The sequence below is a fragment of the Bacillus sp. 22190 genome (genome assembly GCF_052045575.1).
GTDB classification, from domain to species: Bacteria; Bacillota; Bacilli; order Bacillales; family Bacillaceae; genus Bacillus; species Bacillus altitudinis.
In genome coordinates this window covers 1-26,021 of sequence record NZ_JBQEPF010000010.1, presented here as the reverse complement: position 1 = coordinate 26,021, position 26,021 = coordinate 1, and the positions used below count along the sequence as shown (strand labels likewise).

28 protein-coding genes and 1 pseudogene are annotated in these 26,021 nt (G+C 41.5%); 21 read left to right on the top strand and 8 right to left on the bottom strand.

Annotated features, from left to right (window positions below):
- Positions 1-4: 4 nt before the first annotated feature.
- From ACTJKA_RS13825 to ACTJKA_RS13805, 5 genes are all read left to right on the top strand, one after another.
- A complete protein-coding gene (locus ACTJKA_RS13825; protein WP_017358823.1) occupies positions 5-634 on the top strand; it encodes a rhamnogalacturonan acetylesterase in 630 nt (209 codons plus the stop codon).
- A 153-nt stretch (positions 635-787) separates the two neighbouring features.
- The gene (locus tag ACTJKA_RS13820; protein WP_007496663.1) at positions 788-1,828 is read left to right on the top strand and encodes an NAD(P)/FAD-dependent oxidoreductase; all 1,041 of its coding nucleotides are present in this window, start codon (positions 788-790) and stop codon (positions 1,826-1,828) included.
- Between the two features lie 75 nt (positions 1,829-1,903).
- Entirely contained in the window at positions 1,904-3,508 is a 1,605-nt protein-coding gene (locus tag ACTJKA_RS13815) for an AraC family transcriptional regulator (protein WP_265153650.1), read from the top strand.
- Between the two features lie 111 nt (positions 3,509-3,619).
- Positions 3,620-4,546 carry an ABC transporter substrate-binding protein gene (locus ACTJKA_RS13810; RefSeq protein WP_216943069.1) on the top strand — a complete coding sequence of 309 codons (927 nt, stop codon included), beginning with the start codon at positions 3,620-3,622 and terminating at the stop codon, positions 4,544-4,546.
- Positions 4,547-4,558: 12 nt separating this feature from the next.
- The gene (locus ACTJKA_RS13805) at positions 4,559-6,274 is read left to right on the top strand and encodes an ABC transporter ATP-binding protein (RefSeq protein WP_007496669.1); all 1,716 of its coding nucleotides are present in this window, start codon (positions 4,559-4,561) and stop codon (positions 6,272-6,274) included.
- Between the two features lie 55 nt (positions 6,275-6,329).
- On the opposite strand, the gene ACTJKA_RS13800 is transcribed toward ACTJKA_RS13805, so the two are convergent.
- The gene (locus ACTJKA_RS13800; RefSeq protein ID WP_017358827.1) at positions 6,330-6,656 is read right to left on the bottom strand and encodes a YnfA family protein; all 327 of its coding nucleotides are present in this window, start codon (positions 6,654-6,656) and stop codon (positions 6,330-6,332) included.
- Positions 6,657-7,010: 354 nt separating this feature from the next.
- Between ACTJKA_RS13800 and ACTJKA_RS13795 the strand changes: the two genes are divergently transcribed.
- The 6 genes from ACTJKA_RS13795 (at position 7,011) to ACTJKA_RS13770 (ending at position 10,863) form a co-directional block, all read left to right on the top strand.
- Complete coding sequence (locus tag ACTJKA_RS13795; RefSeq protein ID WP_440607801.1) at positions 7,011-7,577, top strand: RNA polymerase sigma factor; 567 nt, start codon at positions 7,011-7,013, stop codon at positions 7,575-7,577.
- Positions 7,574-8,332: an anti-sigma factor gene (locus ACTJKA_RS13790; RefSeq protein ID WP_048002705.1), complete on the top strand. Its 759-nt coding sequence runs from the start codon at positions 7,574-7,576 to the stop codon at positions 8,330-8,332. Before ACTJKA_RS13795 ends, ACTJKA_RS13790 begins: the two co-directional genes overlap by 4 nt.
- A 98-nt stretch (positions 8,333-8,430) precedes the next feature.
- Positions 8,431-8,928 (top strand): hypothetical protein, encoded by a 498-nt coding sequence (locus tag ACTJKA_RS13785; RefSeq protein ID WP_440607800.1) that lies wholly within the window; start codon positions 8,431-8,433, stop codon positions 8,926-8,928.
- 89 nt (positions 8,929-9,017) lie between these two features.
- Positions 9,018-10,025 carry a zinc-binding alcohol dehydrogenase family protein gene (locus ACTJKA_RS13780; RefSeq protein WP_052320912.1) on the top strand — a complete coding sequence of 336 codons (1,008 nt, stop codon included), beginning with the start codon at positions 9,018-9,020 and terminating at the stop codon, positions 10,023-10,025.
- Between the two features lie 13 nt (positions 10,026-10,038).
- Positions 10,039-10,566, top strand: coding sequence for a YfiT family bacillithiol transferase (locus ACTJKA_RS13775; protein ID WP_041506578.1), 528 nt, complete (start codon positions 10,039-10,041; stop codon positions 10,564-10,566).
- A 12-nt stretch (positions 10,567-10,578) separates the two neighbouring features.
- Positions 10,579-10,863, top strand: coding sequence for a hypothetical protein (locus tag ACTJKA_RS13770; RefSeq protein ID WP_046527466.1), 285 nt, complete (start codon positions 10,579-10,581; stop codon positions 10,861-10,863).
- Between the two features lie 17 nt (positions 10,864-10,880).
- Here the strand turns inward: ACTJKA_RS13770 and ACTJKA_RS13765 are convergent, their stop codons facing one another.
- Positions 10,881-11,360, bottom strand: a complete 480-nt coding sequence (locus ACTJKA_RS13765; protein ID WP_008341672.1) for a MarR family transcriptional regulator — start codon at positions 11,358-11,360, stop codon at positions 10,881-10,883.
- Between the two features lie 168 nt (positions 11,361-11,528).
- Between ACTJKA_RS13765 and mprF the strand changes: the two genes are divergently transcribed.
- The 3 genes from mprF (at position 11,529) to ACTJKA_RS13750 (ending at position 15,547) form a co-directional block, all read left to right on the top strand.
- Positions 11,529-14,099, top strand: a complete 2,571-nt coding sequence (gene mprF / locus ACTJKA_RS13760; RefSeq protein ID WP_057078307.1) for a bifunctional lysylphosphatidylglycerol flippase/synthetase MprF — start codon at positions 11,529-11,531, stop codon at positions 14,097-14,099.
- A 93-nt stretch (positions 14,100-14,192) separates the two neighbouring features.
- Positions 14,193-14,741, top strand: coding sequence for a thioredoxin family protein (locus ACTJKA_RS13755; RefSeq protein WP_008341670.1), 549 nt, complete (start codon positions 14,193-14,195; stop codon positions 14,739-14,741).
- A 338-nt stretch (positions 14,742-15,079) separates the two neighbouring features.
- A complete protein-coding gene (locus tag ACTJKA_RS13750; RefSeq protein WP_007496690.1) occupies positions 15,080-15,547 on the top strand; it encodes a thiol-disulfide oxidoreductase DCC family protein in 468 nt (155 codons plus the stop codon).
- Between the two features lie 35 nt (positions 15,548-15,582).
- Here ACTJKA_RS13750 and ACTJKA_RS13745 read toward each other — a convergent pair whose 3' ends face one another.
- Positions 15,583-16,839: a helix-turn-helix domain-containing protein gene (locus ACTJKA_RS13745; protein ID WP_336750355.1), complete on the bottom strand. Its 1,257-nt coding sequence runs from the start codon at positions 16,837-16,839 to the stop codon at positions 15,583-15,585.
- A gap of 270 nt (positions 16,840-17,109) precedes the next feature.
- Here ACTJKA_RS13745 and ACTJKA_RS13740 point away from each other — a divergent pair, with 270 nt between their 5' ends.
- Positions 17,110-17,697 carry a nitroreductase family protein gene (locus tag ACTJKA_RS13740; RefSeq protein ID WP_236798016.1) on the top strand — a complete coding sequence of 196 codons (588 nt, stop codon included), beginning with the start codon at positions 17,110-17,112 and terminating at the stop codon, positions 17,695-17,697.
- A gap of 36 nt (positions 17,698-17,733) precedes the next feature.
- Here the strand turns inward: ACTJKA_RS13740 and ACTJKA_RS13735 are convergent, their stop codons facing one another.
- The 3 genes from ACTJKA_RS13735 to ACTJKA_RS13725 form a co-directional block, all read right to left on the bottom strand.
- On the bottom strand, positions 17,734-17,889 hold the full coding sequence (locus tag ACTJKA_RS13735; protein WP_008341997.1) for a YfhD family protein: 156 nt from the start codon (positions 17,887-17,889) through the stop codon (positions 17,734-17,736).
- 61 nt (positions 17,890-17,950) lie between these two features.
- Positions 17,951-18,061 (bottom strand): YfhE family protein, encoded by a 111-nt coding sequence (locus ACTJKA_RS13730; protein WP_017358836.1) that lies wholly within the window; start codon positions 18,059-18,061, stop codon positions 17,951-17,953.
- Between the two features lie 52 nt (positions 18,062-18,113).
- Positions 18,114-19,010, bottom strand: coding sequence for a TIGR01777 family oxidoreductase (locus tag ACTJKA_RS13725; protein ID WP_440607799.1), 897 nt, complete (start codon positions 19,008-19,010; stop codon positions 18,114-18,116).
- A 95-nt stretch (positions 19,011-19,105) separates the two neighbouring features.
- Here ACTJKA_RS13725 and recX point away from each other — a divergent pair, with 95 nt between their 5' ends.
- Both recX and ACTJKA_RS13715 read left to right on the top strand, forming a co-directional pair.
- Positions 19,106-19,897 carry a recombination regulator RecX gene (recX, locus tag ACTJKA_RS13720; RefSeq protein WP_017358838.1) on the top strand — a complete coding sequence of 264 codons (792 nt, stop codon included), beginning with the start codon at positions 19,106-19,108 and terminating at the stop codon, positions 19,895-19,897.
- A gap of 3 nt (positions 19,898-19,900) precedes the next feature.
- The gene (locus ACTJKA_RS13715; protein ID WP_025206966.1) at positions 19,901-20,215 is read left to right on the top strand and encodes a YfhH family protein; all 315 of its coding nucleotides are present in this window, start codon (positions 19,901-19,903) and stop codon (positions 20,213-20,215) included.
- Positions 20,216-20,238: 23 nt separating this feature from the next.
- Here the strand turns inward: ACTJKA_RS13715 and ACTJKA_RS13710 are convergent, their stop codons facing one another.
- The gene (locus tag ACTJKA_RS13710; RefSeq protein ID WP_003217811.1) at positions 20,239-20,412 is read right to left on the bottom strand and encodes a YpzG family protein; all 174 of its coding nucleotides are present in this window, start codon (positions 20,410-20,412) and stop codon (positions 20,239-20,241) included.
- Between the two features lie 25 nt (positions 20,413-20,437).
- The gene (locus tag ACTJKA_RS13705; RefSeq protein WP_003217849.1) at positions 20,438-20,587 is read right to left on the bottom strand and encodes a small, acid-soluble spore protein K; all 150 of its coding nucleotides are present in this window, start codon (positions 20,585-20,587) and stop codon (positions 20,438-20,440) included.
- Between the two features lie 116 nt (positions 20,588-20,703).
- On the opposite strand from ACTJKA_RS13705, the gene ACTJKA_RS13700 reads away from it, so the two are divergent.
- The 4 genes and pseudogenes from ACTJKA_RS13700 to ACTJKA_RS13685 form a co-directional block, all read left to right on the top strand.
- Complete coding sequence (locus ACTJKA_RS13700) at positions 20,704-20,976, top strand: YfhJ family protein (RefSeq protein ID WP_017366871.1); 273 nt, start codon at positions 20,704-20,706, stop codon at positions 20,974-20,976.
- 301 nt (positions 20,977-21,277) lie between these two features.
- Entirely contained in the window at positions 21,278-22,261 is a 984-nt protein-coding gene (locus ACTJKA_RS13695; protein ID WP_008341983.1) for a glycosyltransferase family 2 protein, read from the top strand.
- A gap of 87 nt (positions 22,262-22,348) precedes the next feature.
- Positions 22,349-24,982: a YfhO family protein gene (locus tag ACTJKA_RS13690; protein WP_440607798.1), complete on the top strand. Its 2,634-nt coding sequence runs from the start codon at positions 22,349-22,351 to the stop codon at positions 24,980-24,982.
- A 52-nt stretch (positions 24,983-25,034) separates the two neighbouring features.
- Positions 25,035-26,021 (top strand): annotated as a pseudogene (locus ACTJKA_RS13685) (IS3 family transposase); the annotation flags it as partial.

Here is a 26,021-nt window from a genome sequence, read left to right as displayed (position 1 = left end):
GAACATGACAACCATCTATTTAGCTGGTGATTCAACCGTTTCATCTTACCCAGATCGTCCTGTTCAAGGAGGGTGGGGAGAGTTTTTACATCGCTACACAGCGCAGGGTGTGAGCGTCGACAACCGTGCAATCGGTGGAAGAAGCTCAAAAACATTCATTGAAGAAGGACGGCTTGATAAAATATTAGCTGACATTCAGCCTGGGGACTGGCTGTTTACACAAATGGGGCACAATGATGCTTCAACGGAGAAGCCCGAACGGCATACAGATCCTTTCACAACGTATAAAAGCTATTTGTCTCAATATATTCACGGAGCAAGAGCGAAAGGAGCTACACCGCTTTTATTAACCCCTGTCGGCCGCTTTCATGAAAAAGACGGAGAATATATCAATGATTTCCCTGATTACTGTGCCGCGATGAAAGAACTAGCCGATGAAGAAGAAGTTCTTCTCGTTGATTTAAATACAGTTAGTCTCCAGTTTTATCAAATTTCCGGCATAGAGAAAACGACTTCTTACTTTATGCTGTCAACAGGCATTGAGGATCGCACGCACTTTACAAAAGAAGGAGCAGATGCGATTGCAAGACTTGTTTCGCTGGAATTAAAGGACCTTGGATTAACGATTGTGTGATGGCTGACAGGACGAGAAAGCGCTCGTCCTGTTCTTTTTTTGCAGAAAGCTATTGATTCCCTTCACCAGAGTAGACTACAATAGGTACATATGATAATGAGAATCAATATCACTTATAAATAGATCAATCGATGAAAAACTGGAGGGACTCAAATGACAGAACAACTTGAATTGTTTGACGTTACCATTATTGGCGGCGGTCCAGCAGGAATGTACACCGCCTTTTATAGTGGGATGCGGGATTTAAAGACGAAGGTACTGGAGTATAACGAAAGTCTTGGCGGAAAAATCCTTCTATATCCTGAAAAAGTCATTTGGGATGTGGGCGGTTTGCCGCCAACAAGAGGTGAACAGCTGATTCAGCAGCTAGAAACACAGGCGAAAACATTTGAACCAGAGATTGCGTTGAATCAAAAAATCACGCAATTCGAGCGGGATGAGAATGGTCATATCCTGCTGACGGCTGAAAATGGCGATCGTCATTTGACAAAGACCCTCATCTTAGCCATGGGTCACGGAATTCCAGTTCAGCGAAAACTTGAAATCGAGCATGCAGACCGTTATGAGGTAACAAACCTTTATTACACCGTGCAGGAGCTAAAGACGTTTGCAGGAAAGCGGGTAGTCATCTCTGGAGGAGGAGACTCAGCTGTTGATTGGGCAAATGCCCTCGTTCCAATTGCAGAAAGTGTGACCGTTGTGCATCGTCGTGATATGTTTGGTGGACATGAAAAAAACGTCGCCAACATGAAAGCATCTAGTGCTCGCATTCTCACACCGCATGAACTCACAGAGCTTCATGGTCAAGGTGACAAAATTGAAGCCGTCACCATTCAGCACTTAGAAACAGGCGACATCGAACGAATCGAAACCGATGCTGTCATCGTGAACCATGGCATGAAAGGTGATTTAAGCGTTCTATCAGAATGGGGACTCAAGCAAGGTGAGTGGGGACTCATCGAGGTCAATGAAAAGATGGAAACCAATTTACCTGGCGTCTATGCAGTTGGCGACTTATGCACACATAAAAGTAAAGTGCGTTTAATTGCCGGTACGTTTGTTGATGGAGTCAATGCACTCAATAGCGCAAAGCTATACATCGAACCAGAAGCAGAAAAAGTAGCGTACGTGTCTTCACATAATGAACGCTTTAAAGAGAAAAACAAAGAATTACAAACGGCTGGAGCGCGATAATCACCATTCGGTCAGACATTGAAGTGCTAAAATGGTTTATTTTAGCACTTTTTTATATGGAAGGAGAAAGAGAAAATGACCGCCTATACTCATACAATTCTTCGCATGAAAGAAAGCAGTAAACGATCTCTTTCTGTGAAACAAACGGACTCATGGCAAACATCTTCACTGATGTTCTTGACTACGGACGGTGCGGTGAGACTTGACATGGAAGGAATTCGATATGAGCTAAACGCCAAAGACAGTGTGTTGATCCGCTCAGGAATAGATGTCATGGTTGAATCTTTATCCAGCGAGCAAGTAGTGATCTATACTGTCACATTTGACCAATTCACTCTGGCACATGATGCACAAAATGAATTGGTCTATAAGGTGAATTATGATCATCTCCCTGATAACGGGGAAGTGGTGAAAGGCTCTGCCGTCCTTTTTTCTTACATCAAACAAATACAGACGAGCCAAATCATACAAGAACAGGCGAAATGGCTGGAAGAAATCATGTCCATTTTCCGCAAACAATCCAAGCCATACAACGAAAAAGTGCATTATTCGATTAACATGATCTTGCAGTATATGGCTAAGCATTATGATCAAAAACTAACAAGAAAAGACTTAGCTCATAAGATGGGGTTTCATGAGAGTTACTTTTCTACCTTTTTCAAACAAAGTATGGGAATGAGTGTGACAGAATACATTGCACAAATTCGAATAGACGAAGCCAAAAAACGTCTTTTGCAAACAGACGATCAAATTCAAATCATAGCACGGCAAGTCGGGTATGCAGACAGTTTATATTTCAGCAGGAAGTTCCGTCAAAAAACAGGGAGAACGCCCAGTCAGTTTCGAATGAACCGAAGACCAGAGCGGATTGCTGCTTTTCAATTTGTCGGGTCATTGGTTGCAATAGGCATTGAGCCTGTTTGTATTGACGAAGAAACCGATCTCCATTCAGATATACTGAAAGAACAACTGGCCGGTTCGCTCGTCATAAATGAACATACGCCTGATGACGTCTTTAAATCACTTCAATTAGATGTCATCATCGTCCCTAACTATTATTATTCAAAACCTGCATTGATCAAGCGGTTGGAGCAAATCGCACCTGTTCTTGTTCTGCCATACGCCGGTCATCATGCTATACAAGAGGTACTGTCTATAGGACGTCTTTTAGGAAGAGAAAATGAGGCAAACGATTGGGTGAAACGATTTGAACAGCTTAGTCACAAGGCAAGAAACACCCTGTCTTCCTTTAGAGAAAAAGGCGAGACCGTTGCGATCTATGAAATGAGAGGACATGACAAAGTGTATATGTGGTCCTATGAGGCAAGAGGGGCCTTCTATCTTTACGAAACGCTTGGCTTAAAACCTCCAAAAGCCATTTTAGAAGAAGTTCTTCTTCCTAATCAACATACAGTCATTCCTTTAGAGAGACTTGGAGAATACGAGGCGGATCATATGTTTTTTATTGTCTCTGACCAATATGGGTGGTATAAGCAAATGGACAAGCGAATGGAAGAAAGTGATGTTCTTCGTCAATTATCGGCTGTGAAAAATGGTACCTTTTATCCAGTAAAACTGGAGGAGTTTCGATTTGATGAAGGAGAGCGTGCACTTCTTTTAATGGACCGGTTTGTCTCTCAATTGACACAGCCAGCCTATCCAACAATTGTCCATATGTAAGTTGCGAGAATCCTCCATAGACCACTACGGGTGAGGTTGATAGAATACATGAGACTAGTAATTGATAACTATTCTCATTTGTAGTGGCGAAAATGAAGGAGGAATATGGAGATGAAAAAGACGTATTGGATATGTGCTGTCATTCTTCTAATGATATTGACGGCTTGTGGCAATAAAGAACAAGCCAAAACAGCAGAATCAAAGCAAGAAACGAAATCGGTTGAAACAGTGAAAGGAAAGATAGAGATTCCAGCTGAACCTAAACGAATTCTTGTAGATGGATATTTAGGGAGTGTGATTGCACTTGACGTTCAGCCTGTGGGATCGACCACGCAGGATTTAAAGAACGTACACTTAAAGGACAAGATAAAAGGAATAGAGGACATCAGTGACGAACGTTCAGCTGAAAAAGCACTTAGCTTAAAACCTGATCTGATTATCACAGCCGTACAGGATGAAAAAGTCTATGATGTGTACAAAAAAATAGCGCCTACCATCGTGTATCCTTACGGTTCTTTCAAAGATGCACATGAAGAATTGACGACACTGGCAAAAATTTTAAATAAAGAAGAGGAAGGAAAAGCATTCCTCACCGCCTTCGATCAACGAATTGAGGCTGCTAGGAAAAAAGTGAAGTCTGCTTTAAAAGAGAATGAAACGGTCTCGATCATGGGCGCTTTTAAAAATGATGTCTATGTATATGGTAACGGAATTTATCGAGGCGGGCAGGCATTATATCAGCAATTACAGGTAAACCCGCCAAAACAGGTCAGAGATACGATTTTAAAAAGTAAGACAGGGTATGAAGTCATTTCGTATGAAACCCTTCCTGAATATGCAGGAGACTACATTTTCATTGATGAAAGCAACGGCGGAACATTTGATAAAAACAATTCTATTTGGAAGAGTCTAGAATCTGTCAAAAAAGAGCAGACCTATCAAATGGATACAGAGTTCTTCTGGCCTTACGATCCGATTGCAGTAGCCAATCAAGCGGAAGAGTTTGCTGACATATTGACAGAAATGTCTGATCGGTAGGAGGTCTGTCAATTGTTAAAGCGTTTCTTCTCATACTACAAACCATATATGGGGCTGTTTATATTAGATTTTTCCTGTGCGGTACTGGCAGCCTTACTCGAATTATCCTTTCCCCTTGCCATCAGTAAAGTGATGGACGATTTGCTGCCAAATGGTGATTGGGATGCCATTTGGTTTTGGGGCATTCTGCTCCTCGTTTTATACGTGATCAGTTCTACGATGCATTATGTCGTGACCTATTTTGGGCACAAATTAGGCATTAATATAGAAACGGATATGAGGAATCAGCTATTTTCTCATGTACAAAGAATGTCCTTTCGCTTCTTTGACAAAAAGAAAACGGGAAAACTCGTGTCCCGTATGACAAATGATTTAATGGATATTGGAGAAATCGCGCATCATGGCCCGGAGGATTTATTTATCGCGATCATGACACTCACGGGTGCCTTTGGCTTGATGCTGTCGATTAATTGGCAGCTGGCAGTTCTCACATTTATTGTCGTTCCATTCTTGATCGGATTATCCGTCTACTTTACGAAAAAAATGTCTGCTGCTTTTGATAAAATGTTCTCGAGTATTGGTCAATTCCATTCACGTGTGGAAAACAATATTAGTGGCATACGGGTTGTGAAAGCATTCGGAAATGAATCACATGAAATGGACCGATTTATTGAACATAACGAGCAATTTAGAAAGACAAAGCTAACCACATATCAAATGATGGCTGTGCATACCGCTGTCAGTCATTTTCTTATTAAGAGTGTGACAGTGTTTGGCCTTGTATGCGGCGCATGGTTTGTGCTGCAAAAAAATATGACGTATGGGGAATTTGTGTCATTTGTGCTATTAACAGGCATCTTCTTAGGACCCATTCAACAAATCAATGCAGTCATTGAAATGTATCCAAAAGGTGCAGCGGGCTTTAAACGATTTGCATCACTCATCGATCAATCGCCAGATGAAAAGGATGCGGATGATGCCATTGAAGTTGATCAGTTAAATGGGGATATCGTTTTTGAGCATGTGTCTTTTCAATATGAATCAGACAAACCGGTTCTTCATGACATCAATCTTGAGGTGAAACAAGGAGAGACCATTGCGGTCGTAGGTCCCTCTGGTGCTGGAAAATCGACGCTTTGTAGTTTGCTGCCACGCTTTTACGAATGGCAGGAGGGTACCATTACAATTGATGGCATAGAGACAAGAAAGATGACACTTCCTTCGCTGCGTAGACAAATTGGTGTCGTCCAGCAAGATATTTATTTATTCCATGGGACCATCCGAGAAAACATTTTATACGGAAAACTCGATGCATCTGATGAAGAAGTGTGGCAGGCAGTGGAGAAAGCCCAACTAAAGGATCTTGTAAATAGCTTGCCAAATGGGCTTGATACGATCATCGGTGAACGCGGAATGATGTTATCTGGCGGACAAAAACAACGTATCTCCATTGCACGTATTTTCCTTAAAAATCCACCAATTTTTATTTTAGATGAAGCCACATCTTCTCTGGATACGGAGACAGAATCCTTTATTCAGGGCTCACTTGAAGAACTATCTGAAGGACGAACCACGTTTATTATTGCGCATCGCCTAGCGACCATCCAGCATGCTGACCGGATTGTGGTTTTGACAAAAGAGGGCATCAAGGAGCAAGGCAGGCATGAAGACCTGCTGGAAATGGACGGGATGTACCGGCGTTTGTATGAAACACAGTTTAGAATGTAAAAGAGGAAAAGCCGGCATATTGCCGGCTTTTTAGCGTGTGATCATCATCCGACCATTAACTGCGGGGGGCAAATAACATCACACTGACACCAGCTAAACAGATCAAAGCACCCATCCAGTCATAGAAATCAGGGGTTTTGCGATCGACCCACCAGCCCCAAAACACAGCGAGAACGACAAAAACACCGCCATAGGCCGCATAAACCCGCCCAAAGGTCGGGAACTGCTGGAATGTAGGGATGACGCCGTAAGCGACCAAGATGAGGCTACCTGCGATTCCATAGCTGACGGGTTTTGCTTCACGCAGCCACAGCCAGACAAGATAACCGCCACCTATTTCAGCCAGACCAGCTAATAAAAAAAGAACAATCGTTACAATCATTGACGGACACTCCAGTTCTCCTGTTTCGTTCTATTATGACATGTTGAAAGGGTGCGTTCTACCTGATGTAAATTGAGAGACGAATGAGAGTTTGCTAAAATCAACTGAACAGTGAATGAAACACATGGATTCTTGACTTTCAATGAGGCGGGTGATCCAAATGGTCAATCCATCCGTTGAGTATGTACATTCTCATGAGGAACACATTTCCTTTTTCAGCGCCCTTTTTTTCTTCTTGAAAAAAGAGTAAAGTACAAAGGAGGCTGATCTCAGCAATTTGAGTGATGAGCCATACGTGAAGATTTCATGATGAATGCATAATGCTCTTTCTCATGAAAAAGGAAGGAGATGACCATGGACACACTGAAGGATTTTGAGCTGTATCACAAGATCAAACATGATCGACATAAGCCCTCGCTTGAATTATTGTACGATCGCTATGAACGTGTGTTATATTCGTTTATTTATAAAATGACTGGAAACCGTGAGCTGGCGGAGGAAGTGCTTCAAGAAGTCTTTATCAAGCTCTGGCGCGGCATAGGAGAATACAATACAGATAAAGGGAAATTTTCCTCATGGTTATTTATGATGTCACGAAACACGGCAATCGATCTATTAAGGAAACACCGAAATGAAACAGCTCTTGAAGATGAGTATATTGAATACTTGGCAGATCATCAAGAAGATGTGTCAAAAGAAGTAGAATGGAACGAAGAAAAACAAATCATACGTGAAGCAGTATCAACATTGTCGAAAGAACAGCAAACCATCATCGAAGATGTCTATTTTAAAGGAATGACACAAAAGAGCATTGCGGAAAAACTAGGCATCCCTATTGGAACGGTGAAGGGAAGAGTTCGATTGTCATTGAAGCATTTACGAACGAAACTGTCTCGCGGAGGAAAGGAGGAAGAGGCATGACTCAGTGTAAACATCAAGTCATTGATTACTTTAACGGGCATTTACAAGGAGAAGAAAAGACGCAATTTGAAGAACACATCAAACATTGCTCGGCTTGCAAAGAAGAGCTTGAAGAACTGACATCGCTCATGTCTGATATTCCGTTTCTAGCAGAGGACGAAACGCCTCCGGCAGGGATGAAAGACCGCATTTTATCAAGAGTATTTGCAGAAGAGATACGAGAGACAACAATCGCTGCAAAATCGAACCCGCCTCAAGATCTCAAAATAGTTCGTGATGCAAATGAGATGAAACCGCCAATGAAGAAGAAAAATCAATGGCTTTTGCCTCTCGTTGCCGCACTACTTCTCATTTCTGCAGCTGGGAACGTGTATTTCTTAACAAATGGAACAGATCAAGCAGAACAACCTGTCAAAGTTGTTGCGACAAAATCACTGGCATCTGCCGAATCGGCAAAAACAACGGGTGCTTTTTCAGTGATTGAGCATCACGGCAAAAAAGAGCTTGTCGTGAGTGCAGACGGATTAAAAGGCCAGCTTGATTCATCGGCTGTTTATCAAGTATGGCTCATTAAAGGAGATCAGCCTGTTCCGGCCGGTGCCTTTAAAACAGATAGCAAAGGGGAGGGCACCGTCACCTATGCATTATCTGAAAAAGAAGCAAACGAATCATGGGATACTGTGGCTGTCACCCTTGAACCAAAAAAGGATAACAAGCTTCCGCAAGGCCCTGTCGTACTGAGTGCTGCATTTTAAGCTTGATTCATGAAGGATGCCTTTTTCAGGGCATCTTTTTTGATAGGCAGAAGGAACCTTATGACAAATGAGACGTACTACATATAGAGGTGAGACACATGCAGCGATACATAGAAAAACAACTATTTCTCTTATCAGGTAGACACGCATTTACCGCATTTTATTTTTTGGTGATCCCAATCATTATAAAAGACCTTTTTGAATCAACTCCTTTACTTATGGTCATGATCTCTCTTTTTATCATTCATCATCTAGTGACAAGTATCGTATGGTTTTATAAATCAAGAAACATTCGAAAGCGTCAATCAGGTGACCTAACCAAACGGGGACATCTCGTTATCCAGATCGTGCAGAGGCTCGAACAGCTCATGATGCTCGGTTTTGTGATGTTATTGATCAGTGGATCGATGCAGGGAGACATTGTGACGCTATTATTCACAATTTTTCTGTTCATCGTCGTTTTCTTGCAGCACATTCAGTTTTATTATGTTCAGTACTTTTTTAAATCGAGCGGCTGGTTCACCTATGTCCTCTCTTTACAAAAGGCTCGTCCTTCTTACATCGTGAGGGAACGAAGGGCTTTGAAGAAATCCTAAATGTGCAATCGCTTGCTGACTGATCCATCAGCATCAGAAATGTATGATAAAATGTGGAAAAGAAGCATGGAGAAAGGGAGTGCGAGCGAGTGAAAGCAGTTGGACTATTTGAGTATTTGCCAATTGAGCATGAACAAAGCTTGATCGATCAGGAGGTGGCAAAGCCCAAAGCAGCTGGCAGGGATATTTTGGTGAAAGTAGAGGCTGTGTCGGTGAATCCAGTGGATACAAAGGTGAGGTCACCGAAGAATCAGAAAGAAGAAGAACTGAAAATTCTTGGCTACGATGCAAGCGGTACGGTGGTGGAAGTGGGCGAAGCGTGTACGTTGTTTCAGCCGGGTGACCACGTCTATTACGCAGGAGATATCACGCGACAAGGCTCAAATAGTGAATACCAGCTTGTGGATGAGAGAATTGTGGCGAAAAAGCCTGCAAATCTCTCTTTTGCCGAAGCAGCTGCCATGCCTCTTACAACAATTACGGCATATGAAGCGCTATTCGACCGAATGCATATGAAGCGGAATGCAGAAGGCTCGACCTTGCTGATCATCGGTGGAGCAGGCGGAGTGGGCTCTATCGCCATTCAACTCGCCAAATTAGCAAAGGCGACTGTGATCGCCACTGCATCAAGACCTGAAACAAATGAATGGTGTCTCTCATTAGGGGCTGATCATATCATTGACCATCATCAGCCGCTCTTAGCGCAGCTTCAGGAAAAAGGGATTGGCGAAGTGGATTACATTTTATGCTTAAATGATACAGATGGCCATTTCAAAGGGATGGCAGAAGCGATTAAACCTCAAGGGACGATCTGTACCATTGTTGAAAATCAGCAGCATTTAGACATTCAATTACTCAAAAATAAAAGTGCTGCATTTGTATGGGAATTCATGTTCACACGGCCGATGTACAAAACATCGGATATGATGAAGCAGCACGAGCTTTTAAAAGAAGCGAGTACATTATTTGAAGAGAAGAAGTTAAAACATACATTAACAAAGGTGCTCAGCCCCATCAATGCCGCCAATTTGAAGCAGGCACATCAAACACTTGAGCAAGGGAAGATGATAGGTAAATTTGTTCTAGAAGGATTTTAAGGAGGGGCAATAGATGACATCATTACAATATCCGATTGGCTTATATGAACCGGTGGACCAACAAACGAAAAAGCAGCTGGAGGCATGGATTGATGAGCTGGCACTCATTCCTCAAAAGTATGAAGAGGCAGTTGTCCCATTGACAAATGATCAGCTGGATACCCCATATCGGCCAGGTGGATGGACTGTTCGTCAGCTCATTCACCACGTAGCGGACAGCCATCTGAACGCTTACTTGCGATTTAAGCTTGCGCTGACAGAAGAAACACCGCACATACGTCCATATGATCAGGAGGCATTTGCTTCACTTCCTGACAGTAAGGCGCCTATCAGCCTATCACTGCCGTTAATCAGCAGTCTGCATCGCCGGTGGGTCACATTACTTCGCGAGATGACAGAGGAAGATTTCAACGCTGCATATTACCATCCGGCCGATCAACAAACGGTGTCCTTATATGATGCAACAGGAATGTACGTCTGGCATTCACAGCATCATCTCGCCCATATCACGGAATTAATCAAAAGAAATCAGTGGAAGTAAAGGAGTCAACACATGTCTAGTAGAAGAATTGTCGGCGCTATGTTTATCTGCATGGCGGCATTGTTTTATATAGCAAAATTCGTTTTGTTTGAGATTCGTTATGGTGGAAATGTAAGCACAGTAAGAACGATCGAGGAACTGGAAGATATACTCCCAGGCGGTACGTGGATCAGCATCATTTTTCTCATTATCGGTTTAGGTTATCTCCTGTGGGATGATCGGGAAGTCATTCGTCAATATCTTTTCACCCCAGATAAACAAGGAAAAGAAGAATTAAAAAAGACGGACCTCAAGTGACCGTCTTTTTTTCTTTTTTAGCCACGTTCAGGACGAAGTGCTTTTTCTAAAATGGCTAGACCTTCATTAACTTTTTCTTTTTCCTCGTCATTGAGCCGTTGCAGGGAATTTTTAATTTTTTCATGCCCTTTTTGATAAATACTTCTGAAAATATTTTTCGCTTCCTCTGTCAATTCGACGACAATGATTCGACGATCACGCTCAGAATGCTTTCGTTCCACAAAGTTCGATTGTTCTAACCGATCAAGCAGCCCTGTCATATTGGACAAAGAAGCCCCCATTTTTTCAGCAATTTCGGACACTTTAAGAGAGCCATGGTTATTGAGCAGCATGAGCACCTTCATTTGAGGCATACTCATATCCAGCTTCATCCATTCAGAAACATCTCCAAGTCCTGCAGCAGTGAGCACTTTCATATACAGCACCCATGTCTTTTTTTCCTCAGGAGATAGGATTTCCTCTTTTAGTACGGTGGTGTCATGAATATTATATTCCACGCTTGTTCACTTCCTTTAAGCGGCTCTTTTCTTTATATTACTGATTTTTACTTCTAATTGAAAGTATCATGAAGCTTTTGAATGTTAAACTGCATGAATTAAGTGGTATTTGTTGTATAATAATGGTCAGTTGAAATTAATGAAGCAACTTAGAAAGTTGGGAAAAACATGTGGAACAAAAAAACGGGTATGACGATCTTAAAAATGCTCTTTCCGATCGTGATCATCCTTGTCTTAATTTTTGTCGCCAAGCAGGAGCTGAGCGGCCTTTCCATTAAAAAGACGTTTTATATTATTGACAGCTTGAATCGAATGGACTTGTTTATTCTTGTCTTTCTTGGACTTGTCGCTGTTTTATCCATGTCCTTATATGATTTTATTTTAAGAAAAAGCCTTGATATGCCCATCAGCGGCTGGAAAACGATCCGAATTTCTTGGATCGCCAACTCCTTTAATAGTGTACTTGGATTCGGTGGTTTATCAGGAGCAGGGCTTAGAACGCTCCTATACAAGGAATACATAACAGATACGAAAAAACTGCTGAAAGGCATTGCCCTTTTAACATCCTCTGTTCTGCTGGGCTTATCTATTTTCAGTGATTTGATTTTAGTTAGGGTCTTGCCAGTTGAAAGTATTATTAGTCAGGAGCCGTGGTTATGGGCATTTGTCATTATTTTTGCTTGTATTGTGCCCATTTACATCATCATGGCGTCCATTCGAAAAAGCTCGATTGAGAGCGGTGAAAACGGACTGAAGCACCCGATCTATGCTTATATTGGTGCATCGTTTTTAGAGTGGCTGGCAGCTGGTCTTGTCATGTACATGGCTGTTGTCTCTATGGGGATGAACGTTGATGTCCGTATTGTATTAGGCGTCTTTGCGATTGCGTCAATCGGCGGTTTAATCAGTATGGTTCCGGGCGGATTTGGTTCGTTTGATCTGATCTTTTTACTCAGTATGCAATACATTGGGTTTGATAAAGAGATGGTGCTGACAGCGCTTGTCTTGTACCGCTTCGTTTACTCCATTTTCCCGTTTATTCTTGGACTTTGTCTAGCGGCATACGATTTAACTGGAACAACACTCAGGCGTCTTGAAGGCAATCCGAGAATGGCGCCCGCTATTGAAACAACGAACGTCTTAATTGTTTTGCACCGAGCGCTGCTCATCCGTTTATTGTACGGATCTTTGTCCATTTTAACGTTTGGAAGCGGTTTGCTCATTATGGCTTCCGTTGTGCTTCCTGTTGATCGTTTAGGTGTGATTACAACCATTCCACGCTTTTTGTTATCAGGATTTAATGGTCTTTCTTTAATGTTCGGGATCATTTTAATGATTTTGTCCATTGAAGTGTATAAAAGAACGAAACGGTCTTATCTATTGACAATGATTGCCCTAGCAGGCGGCTTTGTGTTTACTTTACTAAAAGGGTTTAACCTGAGTTTGATCTTTATATTGCCGGTCATCATGGTGGTATTTTTCTCGCTTCGAAATCAATTTGTGAAGCAGCAGGCCCCTTATTCTTTGAATCAGTTTGTGGCCGCCGCCGCCGGATATTTACTCGTGTTGTTTAACTATAATGTCATTGGGAACTTCATTTGGATGAAAATTGGTCATTTCCTAAGCAAGGACTATTTGGTTCATAATGAACGGCATATCACGATGACCAGTATGATTGCTTTAATTGGCGTCCCTCTTTTCTTTTTCATTAGCAAATTGATTTTTAATAAAAAAGCAGTTCCAATCGGCGAAGAAGCAGATGAAGAAAAATTAAAAACTTTTCTCGAAGAAAAGGGAGGCAATGCTCTTAGTCATCTAGGTTTTTTGGGAGACAAAAAACTGTTTTTCTCAAGTGATGGAGAGGCGATGCTTCAGTTTGGCCGGATTGGCCGCTGCGTTATTGTGCTTGGAGATCCTTCTGGCCGTAAAGCCTCTTATCCGCTTGTACTAGAAGAATTTTTGGAGCAGACAGAAAAAGCAGGCTATCGTGTCGCTTTTTATCAAGTAGAACGTGAAGGAATGGCGCTTTATCATGACCTAGGTTTTCACTTCTTTAAGCTTGGGGAAGAAGCCATGGTCGATTTAGAAACGTTCTCTTTGTCAGGAAAGAAAAAATCAAACTTACGGGCTGTTGCAAATAAATTTGAACGAGAAGGCTATACGTTTGAAATGCTGGAGCCGCCCTTTTCAGAGGAATTGATCTCAACCTTAAAACAAATCTCTGACAGCTGGCTGGGCAAGAAAAAAGAAAAAGGATTTTCATTAGGCTATTTCCATGAAGACTACCTTCAAAAAGCACCGATTGCGATTTTAAAGGATGAACAAGGGCAGATCATATCTTTTGTGTCCTTAATGCCGATGTACCAAAAAGGAGAGATATCCATCGACCTCATGCGTCATATGCATGATGCACCGAACGGGATGATGGATGCGCTGTTTATCCACCTCTTCCAATGGGCGAAAGAACAAGGCTACACATCCTTTAACATGGGAATGGCGCCATTATCGAATGTAGGCACGTTCCATCAGTCCTTTCTGACAGAACGTTTGGCGAGTGTCATCTTCAATAACGTCAGATATATGTATAGTTTCAGCGGCTTACGGTCGTTTAAACAGAAATATAAACCAGAATGGCGCGGAAAATATTTAGCGTATAAAAAGAATACATCACTGCCTGTCACAATGGTGCTCGTCACTAAGCTGATAGGAATGGACCCAAATCGAAAACGGCGTCCATAAGTCCAAAGAACCTTTACCTTTCACTAGGTGAAGGTTTTTTTAGACAAAAGAATAGCAAAAGTGGTAAAGTTGAAGGGTAAGGGGGATGTTCACATGACACTAAATGAATGGTTTACAAAGGGATTAGCTGAACGTACATATGTACACAACATGGAGAAAAATCGTGAAAACTTACTCACGGTGTACAACCAGTACGCAATTCATCAAAAGGAAAAAGAGCTGCTTCAAAAACTTCAAAAGAAAAAACTGAGAGCGCTTGTGATCACGGCAGATTGGTGCGGCGATGCGATGGTTAATGTACCTATTTTCATGCGTATTGCAAATGAAGCACTGATTGATGCGCGCTATTTCATTCGGGACGAGCACCTAGACCTGATGGATCAGTATTTAACGAACGGGACCGCAAGATCTATTCCGATTATCGTCATCATTGATCAGGACGGGAAAGAAGTGGGGAAATGGGGACCTCGCTCAGCAGAAGCTCAGCGCTTTGTCGACGAGAAAAAGCCGGATAAAGATGCACCCGATTTTGAGGAAGCATTTAAAGTGTTTGCGAAAGAAGCCGCACATCACTATACGACAGATCGTTACTTATGGAAAGATATTGAGAAAGAAATAGTAGAAGTTTTGGCAAAAATATAAACCAAAAGACTACTTCGCCGCAATGGGAAGTAGTCTTTTTTTATCTTGTTTTTGCGTTTCACCTACAAAACACCGCATAAAGATGTAGAAAAACCGCAGAATTCTATCAAATACCGCAGAAAACCGCAAAGCATCACGATTTTCCCAACCACTTTTAGTTGAAAAACCTCATATATGCCATGAAAACAGCTATTTTGCCCTTATCTAAAGGCTCATATAACGCACGTCGGATGGCTTTTTCCCAATACAAGAGGCCCAGCAACTATAGTAATCTAGTTGTAATCTCCTTTGAACGAACTAAAAAAAATAAATGAAGGAAAAGGGCTGGCGATCAATTTATGAAAAAAATCATCTATCTCGATCAAGAAAAAAAGAAGCTCGCTGAATCAAAGAAAAGAGAACAGCGTTCCATCAAATCACTCAGACTGCTTGTGTTTTATGACGGACAAAGTCCTTCATGTGCAAAAGCGATTGATCTGTTGAAATCACTCGATTGGAAAAACCGAATTCACTTTGAATCATTTAGACACTCACAGCTGCTGAGACTGAATAAAATTAGTGAAGAGAAGGCAGAGAAACGAATCGTGTCTATTTCCTTAGCGAAAAATCAAAAAAACTCAGGGATTTATACGTGGCTGAGAATGGCTTGTCACATCCCTGCATTATGGGGAACGGTCCCATTCATTGTACTCAGCATTTGGCTTGGCTTTGGGCAGCATGCTTACGATTATTTTGCGAGAAAACGGTACATTCATTCTGTCGAACAAGTCACCCGTCCCGATACAGATCAACAAAAAACCATCTAATCATAGAAAAAGCATGACCTTCGATCGGCAGAAGGTCATGCTTTTTTGTAATATGGGATAAATGATGCTAAGTGATCAAGCAGCTTCGTTGTGTAAGACATATATGCACGCTTATCAAGCTCAGAAGCCGCATAGGAAAGCAAGGTTCTAAGAGCAAACAAGTACTCATTGTGGAGCTGATTGTGTTCAAAGTAAGGAATCGCTGCTTCTACTAAATAAGTTTTCAAATCATGAGGATTCTCTTCAATCATCAATTTATAGATTTTAATCATATATAAACAGTTTGGTTGAATACGAGGCTGTTTGAGCAGCTCGTGTATGTATGGAAGCGCCTTTTTGCGATCATATTCCGCATACAATGTTGCGATTTCATAAAGCGTTTCACAGTAACGATCTTCTATCTGTTCTTGATTAAAATAATTGAGTGAATCTAGTAAATAAGGCACAGCGGATGAGAAATCTCCTTGGCGTTTTAAGAGAACCCCGTAATAAAAATAAGCTGTCATCTTAATATAAGCATCAGGGTGAAGCGACGTGTGTAAAATCACTTCTTTTAAATATCTTTTAGCTGTTTGAAAGGCCTTTAATTCCAGTGAGATGACCCCATGAATGAGTGTACAATGAATGACCCGCTTGAAATTATTTTTTTGTCTATACAAATCCATTGCTTGATGTGTGGCCTCAAGCGCATCACCGAGATGCCCCATAGCTCCAAGTGCTTTTGCATAGTGATAATACAGGTCGCTCTGTTCAACAGAAGCGTAAGAAAAGCAGCTTTCAAGTCTTTTCAATCCTTCTTCGAGCTGACCGATTTTAATAAGATGGATGCCATCTAGATATTCAAACGTTTCTTTTTCTGTGTCAATAAAGGTTTTTTCAAACTTCTTAAGCACGCGGTGCGTTTTTAAGGCAAGCGGCTGTTTTTCTGTTAATAAATAAAATTGAAATAAGGACAAATGATACTGAATCCCTAAATCTAGCGAAAAGAACTGTTCCTCGTGATGAATGATCATTTCTGCATTTTGCTCTGCTTGATCGAGTGCATAGAAATACATGTTCATTTGAAACTCATCGAGCAATGACAGCAGGTGACGCGCCTTTTGCGACAGCGTTTCTTGACTAATTCCAAGCCGTTCAAGCAAAAGATTGATCGTATCTTGATTGGCCTCTTTTGAGCCATTTTCAATTTTACTTAAATGAGAGACAGAACAAATTCCTTCTGCCAACTCCGATTGGGTCATATTTTGTTTGTAACGATAGAGTTTGATGATTTGCCCAATATTGATTTTCATTCCATCCAGAAGCCTCCCTTCCAATCATGGGTTGAAAGCTTTTTGAAAAAATAGCCGCATGAGACAAAGTGGAAATACCTGAAATCATTTCATCATCTTGGCTTTTTTCTCAAAATTTGTTTAAAACGTAATATGATTGTAACATTACTTGAAAAAGTCAAACAACTTTTTAGCAGAGAGGTGAGGTCCTATTTGCAAACAACACATGATCATGTTTATAATGTGAATGAGAATCAATTTCAATTAAGGTTGATTGAAAGGATGACATATATGCCAGAAACAAAACAACAAACAGAAGCGTTAACGGTTCGAGACGCTGTCAGATATAGACGATCGATTCGAAAATTCAAAGAAACACCGGTGAGGATTGAGCAGCTTCAGCCATTATTAGAGGATGCAGTCTATGCACCCAATCATAAAATCACGGAACCTTGGCGTTTTTTATATGCAGTGACGGATGAAGCAAAAGAGGTATTTGTTGAGCGGTTCATTGCTTTCTTTAAACGCAACAACCCAGACGCAAAAGAAGAAAAGATCAATCAGTACAGAGATTATTTTTCTAAAGTACCAGCACTTTTACTTGTTGTTCTAAAAGAAGACGAAAACCCAGTTGTGAGAAATGATGATTTTGCCGCTGTGAGTGCGCTCATTCAAAACTTCCAGCTGCTGGCTTGGGATCAAGGAATCGGTATGGTATGGAAGAGCGGCCGTATTTTATACGACAAAGGGTTTCAACAGGATATGGGATTAAAGGAAAACGAACGCTTTGCCGCGATTCTTCACATCGGTTATCCAGAAGAGGTGCCTGAGGAAAAGTCACGTCAGAAGGCATCAAGCCTGCTAACTGAAATCAAATAAAAACAGACCTTATCAAAAGGTCTGCTTTTTTTTTACTTATTGTTTTTTAGCACGCTGATCGGCTGCTTTCATACGTGCCATCGCTTTTACGTCATTCGGATCTGCAAGTTCTTTGGAAAATTCAACATATTCGCCATCCGTCTCTTGTGCCGCAAGCTGGTGGTTGGATTTTTTGTGTTGGTCTTTTTTCAAAGCTTTTCCCTCCTTTACAAGATCACTTTAGTTATGTGCTTGTAAAAGAGGAATATCCGCTTTATTTGTTTCTTTTTTCTGCTGCTCTTTCCGCTTTTTTGAATTCCTGCTGATACAGAACTTCCTGGGTTTTCTTCAGTTTTGAAGTCGGCTGGTGTTCTTTTTTCTTCATCAAAATCGCCCCCTCATCTCATTTTTAATAGGATGGGTGTTTTTGACAACATTTATTCCTCTGAATGCAAAATCGCTTCTTTTAGCTCAGGATGTAAAAATTCATAAGAAGACAGCAGTGCCTTTTTCGGCAGGGCGCGCTGGCCTTCTAATACAAGCAATGACATGTCGCCAAGTGCAGTTTTGATGACAAAGGACGGCACCTTCAGCCAGTGAGGGCGATGAAGGACAGATGCAATGGTTTGCCCCAGCTGCTTCATTTGAACAGGATTTGGAGACGTGACATTGAGTGGACCTGATATGTGATCATGTAGAATGGCATACGCAATGAGATGTGCTACATCCTCCACGTGAACCCAAGATACCCATTGCGAGCCAGAGCCAATCGTTCCACCGGCAAACAGCTTGTATGGCAAGGTCATAAGAGGAAGTGTGCCTTTCTCTCCTAGCACTACCCCAAAGCGTGTATAAACCGTGCGAATACCGAGCGCCTCAATTTTTTGCCCTTCAGCTTCCCAATGCTTTGACGTATAACTTAAAAAATCAGTCTCGGCTGGAGGGGCCTCCTCCGTAAAATCCTCTGTCTTAGAAGTGCCGTAGATACCGACAGCACTTGCTTGAATGAGCACAGATGGTTTCGATTCCTGCGCTTCTATAATGCGTCTCACTTCTTGTGTGGACTGAATACGGCTGGAGAGAATGCCTTTTTTTGCTTTGTCCGTCCAGCGTGTGAAAATGGATTTTCCAGCAAGGTTAATCCATACATCAATGGGAGGCAATTCATGTTCAGGCTTAGCACCTTCTGTTAGCCACTGCACATAGTGTAAATGATTTTGTTCGGATTCCTTTGGATTTCTTGTTAAAATATATAGATGATGTCCTTCAGCTGCGAGCACCTTTGTGACATGCTGGCCGATAAACCCGGTTCCTCCGGTAATGGCGATATTCAATTGACATCTTCTCCTCTCATATACATATCTATATCTTTCACGATTTTGAATCAGAAGAAACATCCTGACTGTTTGAAAAAAGGAGTGATCACAGGATGCCCTATATTACGAAAATCTCTGCTCAGAAAAACAATACAGAACGCGTGAACATCTTTCTTGATGAAAAGTACGCTTTTAGCGTTGATCTAGATGTGCTCGTCCAGCATGATTTGAAAAAGGGAAAAGAGCTGGACGAAGCCGATATCATAGAGATTCAATTCGGTGATGCAGTAAAAAAAGGATTTCAGCAGGCCGTCGATTATTTATCGTATCGGATGAGATCAGTGAAAGAAGTCACCGATTATTTGACGAAAAAAGACATACCAGCACCTGCTATTAGTGAAATTATACACAAATTAAAACATTATAAGTATGTAAATGATCTTGAATTTGCAGAAGCGTATGTAAGCACCCACCGAAAAACGAATAGCAAAGGCCCGTCAGTGCTAAAAAAAGAGTTAAAGCTGAAAGGCATAGACGATGACACCATCGAACAAGCACTATCGCAATATCCGAATGATTTGCAGCTAGAGGAAGCAGTGAAACAAGTGCTAAAGCTGGTTAAGAAAGAGAAAAACCGGTCCGCAAAAGAAATTGAACAGCGTATCAAATTGCAGCTTCAGCGAAAAGGATTTTCTTTTGATATCATTGATAAAGCCCTTCAAGAAGCCTATGATGGACAAGAAGAGGAAAAGGAAGAAGAAGCCCTTCACTATATGCTTGAGAAGGCAAAACGCAAGGTAGGATATGACGGATCATTTGAGAAAAAAATGAAAGTGAAGCAATTCCTTTACCGAAAAGGATTTGATCTTGATACAATTGATCACGTTTTAGACAAAGGGGAATGACAGATGGAAAAACGCTATAGTGAAATGACAGAATACGAATTAAAGCAGGAGATTGCCGCTCTTTCTGAAAAAGCAAGAAAGGCTGAGCAGCTAGGCATTGTGAATGAATATGCCGTGTTGGAGCGGAAAATTGACATGGCGAAAGCCTATTTATTAGATCCAGCTGCTATTCAAACCAAAACAACTTATCACATCAAAGATACAGACGAGCAGTTTTATGTGGAGTATTTAAATGGGGTTTTTGCTTGGGGCTACAGAGTATCAGCGCAAAATAAAGAAGATGCCCTGCCGATTTCAATGCTTACGCAAAAGGACTGATCCCTAGAGATCAGTCCTTTTCTTTACTTCGAACGTTGTTTACGGACGTTGTTCTGAAGTACGATGTCGTGCTGCGTTTGCTGCGTTTCTCCGTTGACCTGAGAGGCAGAATGTTTAGCATTCGCCCATGGTTGAGGGTAAGCGGTTGTTCTTAATTGAACAAAGTCTTCCATATACGATTTCCCATTTGAACTCATATCTCAAGCACTCCCTTTGGAAAAATTAGCGTTTCCCTGATGCCCTCATACGTTCCTGTGGACGTGTATTCGTCTCACCGTTCGGCCTTTTAGACGCATAAGCATCTGTGGCCCCTGGTTCGCCTTCAAACTTGTGATTCACTTGATTTGGAAAGCCCTTTGCTTTATTACGCATACTGATTCCCTCCAAACAATACAAATCATTTGCGTCTTTTGAAGACGTAAGGGTAGTATATGAAAAAAGAGATTTTTTTAAAAAGGCACTTTCTGCTAGATGAAGGAGGAACCAGTATGGAACAATATTTTGAGCGATTAACCGAACAACTAATGGAAAAAAACAATATGCTCACATATGAAGAAGCACGTACATGGGTAGAGCTCCTTTGGAGTGATTTTGAAACAACCTATGCAAAGGCTGGCCGCAAATATAAAGGACAGGAAACGACTGAACGGATTGTCCGAGAATGGATCGAAAGCTACGGCGCTCAGCTGCATTTATTTCAAAATAAACAATCGAAGGCAAATGAGCATCTGCAACAAAACGACAAAGGGCTGCTTCATTAAAAGGGTTGCCCTTTTCACATCCACTCATCTTTTTCAACAAACAGGAAAATATATAAATGACCAAACAATTTTATGAAACAATACCCAGTCTGTGATCAAAATTACAGGCTTTTTACAATGGATAAACTTAAAATTACATTAAATTCATGTTGGTGAAAATCACTGGAAATAAAACTCTGATATAATGTAACGATTAAGGATACATGAAATTTATGGATAATAAAAAAGGGTTTCGTTTTCTGACAAAAAAGGAATAATGAACATAACAGACTATGTGAAAAAAGTGAAGAGAAGGTGCGATATGGAACGGGAACTGCTCTCTGTTATAATTCCTTCTTACAATGAAGGTGAAAACATCAGACGAATCTTTGAGGCACTCGAGGAAGAGTTTCGCGATTTTCATTATGACTTTGAAATCATCTTTGTGAATGATGGAAGCAAAGACAATACGCTTCAATACATGAGAGAGCTCTCTCACAAAAGTGCAAAAGTCAAATACATTTCCTTTTCTCGTAACTTTGGGAAAGAAGCTGCAATTTTAGCAGGTCTTGAGCATGCAAAAGGGGAAGCTGCGATCATTATGGACGCCGACCTGCAGCACCCAACGTATTTGATTCAGGATTTTGTTAGAGGCTACGAAGAAGGTTATCATCAAGTCATTGCCAAACGAAACCGTAAAGGGGACAGCAAGCTTCGTTCTTACCTATCATCGATGTATTATAAAGTGATGAACAAGGTGGTCGAAGTGGACTTGCGTGATGGTGTAGGAGATTTCCGTTTAATTTCCCGTCAAGCGATCGACGCATTGCTTCAACTGAAAGAGGGAAATCGTTTTTCAAAAGGCCTTTTTTGCTGGATTGGCTTTGAAGAAAAGGTCATCTATTATGAAAATGTGGAAAGACAGCATGGTGATACAAAATGGTCACTGAAGAAATTATTTAACTATGGGATTGATGGTGTCATTTCCTTTAACAACCGCCCGCTGCGTATTTGTTTTTATACGGGTATTTTGATCTTATTTCTCTCTTTGATTTACATCGTGGCGACCTTTATTCAAATCGTCAGAACGGGCATCATGGTACCGGGTTATTTCACTTTAATCTCAGCTGTGCTTTTCCTCGGTGGTGTCCAGCTCTTGAGTCTAGGTGTGATCGGAGAGTACATTGGCCGGATTTACTATGAAACGAAAAAGAGGCCGCATTACTTAATTCAAGAATCAAATGTCATGGAACAAGAGACAAGCTCAAAAGAACAAGACCGAGTGTTAACGCAGTTATTTAAATAACGTGGAGTCAAATAACCGGCAAGCACGAATCGCTTGCTGGGTTGTTTTGTTTCAATGAACAGTGGATCTTTTGGAGAAAGGATTTAGATGATGAAACGTAGATGGATACTCATTGGAATGTGCCTCATTCTTGCTTTATTAGGACACTCCTTTTTCTTATATGAATATACGCAAGGCCGATATATGACGGGAGATGGAGATGGCATTTCGCAAATGCTCCCGTTTAAAAAACTGCTGTATGACGAATACGTCAAAGGAAACTTCTTTTATTCCTATCAATTTGGTCTAGGCGGTGGTACATATACGCAATTAGGTTATTATTTTACAACGTCGATGGTCTTTATGGTCACAGTCGCTGTTGTCTGGCTGTTAAATGCGCTTCACCTTATACAGTCAACAGACATTCACTTTTGGGCAAATGCTGTTATTTGGCTGAGTGTGATCAAGCTGACAGTCATTCTGTTCATCGCATATCGTGTGCTCCTTTCGATTGTGCAACATAGGCTGGGGGCGCTGACAGGTGCCGGTATTTACGGACTGTCTATTGTGTACTTTCGGCATCAAACGTTTTGGGAGTTTTTCACCGACAGCATGATGTGGCTTCCGCTGCTTGTGCTCGGGGTTGAACGTATTTTCAAAACAGGCAAGCCGGCTTGGTTTATTGCGGCTTGCAGTCTCATGCTGATCAATAATTTTTACTTTGCTTACATTCACTTTATCTTTTTAGCCATTTATCTCGTCTTCAGATATATGATTAAGCTTCAAAGCGAGGAGCGAGGCTGGAAGGTGTTCTGGACCCTTGCGATCTCTACGTTGTTATCGTTTGGGATCAGTGCTGCCTTTTTTATCCCGTCTGTTTACGGCTTTCTTAATAATGTAAGACCGCCGTATGAACAGGCGATTCCTTGGTTTGCGCTGCATGATCATCTGCTGTTTACAAGCAAGGTGTACTTATTGCCGGTCATCTTTCTGATTTGTCTGTTTCTCGTTCCGCTATACCGGAACAGATGGTTTTTCATGTTCACATCGATCAGTGTTCTGCTGATCATTTTTCACTACAGTCCAAAGATGGCGAGCGTGTTTAATGGTTTTTCTGCACCGCAGTACAGATTTGAATACATTCTTGCTTTTACAGTCGGAGCAGTCATAGCCATCACCATCAAGCATTTCTGGCAAATGGAGTGGAAGTGGAAAACACGTGCGGTTTTAGGCGCTTGGATTGTATTCCTTCTCGCAGTCGCCCTTTCAGAACGAGCAAAGGGAAATATGGATGTTGTTGTATTTACCGGAATAGGACTGCTTGTGATCAGCTTGTTCTTCCTCTCGATACATGCGGGGAAACGTCTGCACCTTCATCTCTTGTCAGCTGTGCTCATCGTTGTGAGCTTACTGACAGCAGGCGTGTATCAGCAGGGCTACTTATTTGAAAGAAGCAATATTAAGAGCGTATCAGATACGTATCTGAATAGTGAGGCGTATGCTGGACATGAGCAAATGAAGCTCATTCAGCAGATTCAAAGCCGCTCAAAAGAAGATCCGCTTGCCCGGATTGATTGGATGAACGGCGTGCGCAACAACACCCCGTTATTTGAAGGCTTTCAAGGCATGAGTGCGTATTCAAGTATATTGAATCAGCATCTGCTCCATTTCTACTGGAATGACCTGCAAATTGATATGGGACGGGAAAGTGTCAGCCGGTATGCAACAATGGGGGACAGGGCGAATTTATACAGTCTGACCTACGGGAAGTATTATATGAGAGACAAATCGATGTCTTTCTCACCGCCGGTTTATTTTAAGCCAATATTGGAAAGCGAACATTATGAAGTGTATGAAAATACACGCCCGCTCCCATTTGCAAGAACAACGAGTACCGTCTATTCAGAAAAGTCACTAGAGCATGCGTCAGCACTTGATAGAGAACATGCGATGTTGCAAGGTGTGATCTTAAACAAAAAAGGAAATGCTGAAATCGACCAATCGCCTGATCGAATAAAGGATACAAACATTCATACTGAACAAGCGGTATACGAAAATGGCGTGCTTGATGTATACGGGAAAACGGGCGGGCTGAATATCACCCTTCCAGATGATATCGCTCGCGTGGGGGATGTGTATGTGAGCTTTTATGTGAAGCGGACCGACCGTAACGAAGGGTTTCAGTTATCTGTGGATGACTATGTCACATCACGCAAAAGCAATACGTCTATCTACAAAACAGGCGTTAATGACGTGACGATTCGAGTCCCTGCGGAAAAAATCCTTTCCATACGAGTGCCAAAAGGGACGTATGAGCTGAGTCAATTAAAGCTGTATCATGAGCCTTACCACACCCTTGCGCGGGCATATGAAAAAGAAAAACAGGATGATGGCAGCCAGCAGGTGAAGCTTAAAAATAACCGCTTTACGATTTCTTATGAGAACAAGCGCGGCGATGATTATATGATTCTGCCTGTTCCATATGAAAAAGGCTGGGAGCTCACGGTGAACGGCCATCAAACCGATATTGAACAAGCCAATTATGCGTTTATCGGTTTTCCAATAGAAAAAGGAAAAAACGAGATCGTGCTAACCTACTATCCGCCTTATATCAGAATTCTCACATTGATTTCACTCGTCAGTTTGATCGGTGCGATCCTCTATGCACGGAGAAAACACAAGAAACACCACTTTTCAGCGGGACTGACCCCAAAAGATGAGACAAATAAAAAACACCTTTAAGTTTGAAAACGGATCGTTGTGATCCGAAATAAAACATGGAGGTGTTTTTTCTATGGGGACAAGAGTGAGTTATCCGGCTGAAGTCAAACAGAAGGCTGTAGAAATGAGATTGGCAGGCGTACCTATGAAAGAGATCATGCAGGAATTGAATATCAAGAATAAGACGCAGGTTCAGACATGGGTGAGATGGCATAAAACTGGGGATACACACAGGTTCGAACAACCTGTTGGAAAACAATATACCTATGGAAAGGGTCCCGAGTACTCTTCAGAATTAGAGAGACTTCAGGCAGAAAATCGCTATTTGAGTCAACAGAATGAGGTTTTAAAAAAGTACAACGAATTGGAAAGGAAGTTGATAAGGAAACGTCAATCAAACTGGTAGATGAATTGTGCAAAACGATGACGGTACAGGACATCTGTGTCCATTTAGGCATCTCACGCACTTCGTATTATAGATGGAAAAAGAATCTGACTCAGAATCATCCTAAAAGACAACTAGAGAAACAGGTCGGCACGTTGTGCCGAAAGCACAAATATCGATATGGTTATCGGAAAATCACAGCCATACTAAAAATGGGAATGCGTATTAACCATAAAACTGTTCAACGTATCATGCAGAAAAACCAGTGGCAATGCCGGGTTAAAATGAAAAAGCGTAAGAAGAATGGGCAGCCCTATGCCGTGGCTGGTAATATACTGGATCGGAATTTTCAGTCTGATCGCCCTCTTGAAAAACTAGTCACGGACATCACGTATTTGCCTTATGGACAGAAACAATTGTACCTTTCCAGTATATTGGATTTATATAATGGAGAAGTGATTGCTTTTACAATTGGTGATAAGCAGGACACAGACTTTATCTTAAACACACTTAATCAGCTCCCAGCACTTCCTGAGAATTGCGTGTTACATAGCGATCAAGGTTCTGTGTATACATCTTACGAGTATCAGAAAGCTGTTCATATAAAAGGCATTACCATGAGCATGTCCCGTAAAGGGACGCCCGCTGATAATGCCTCCATCGAATCGTTTCATT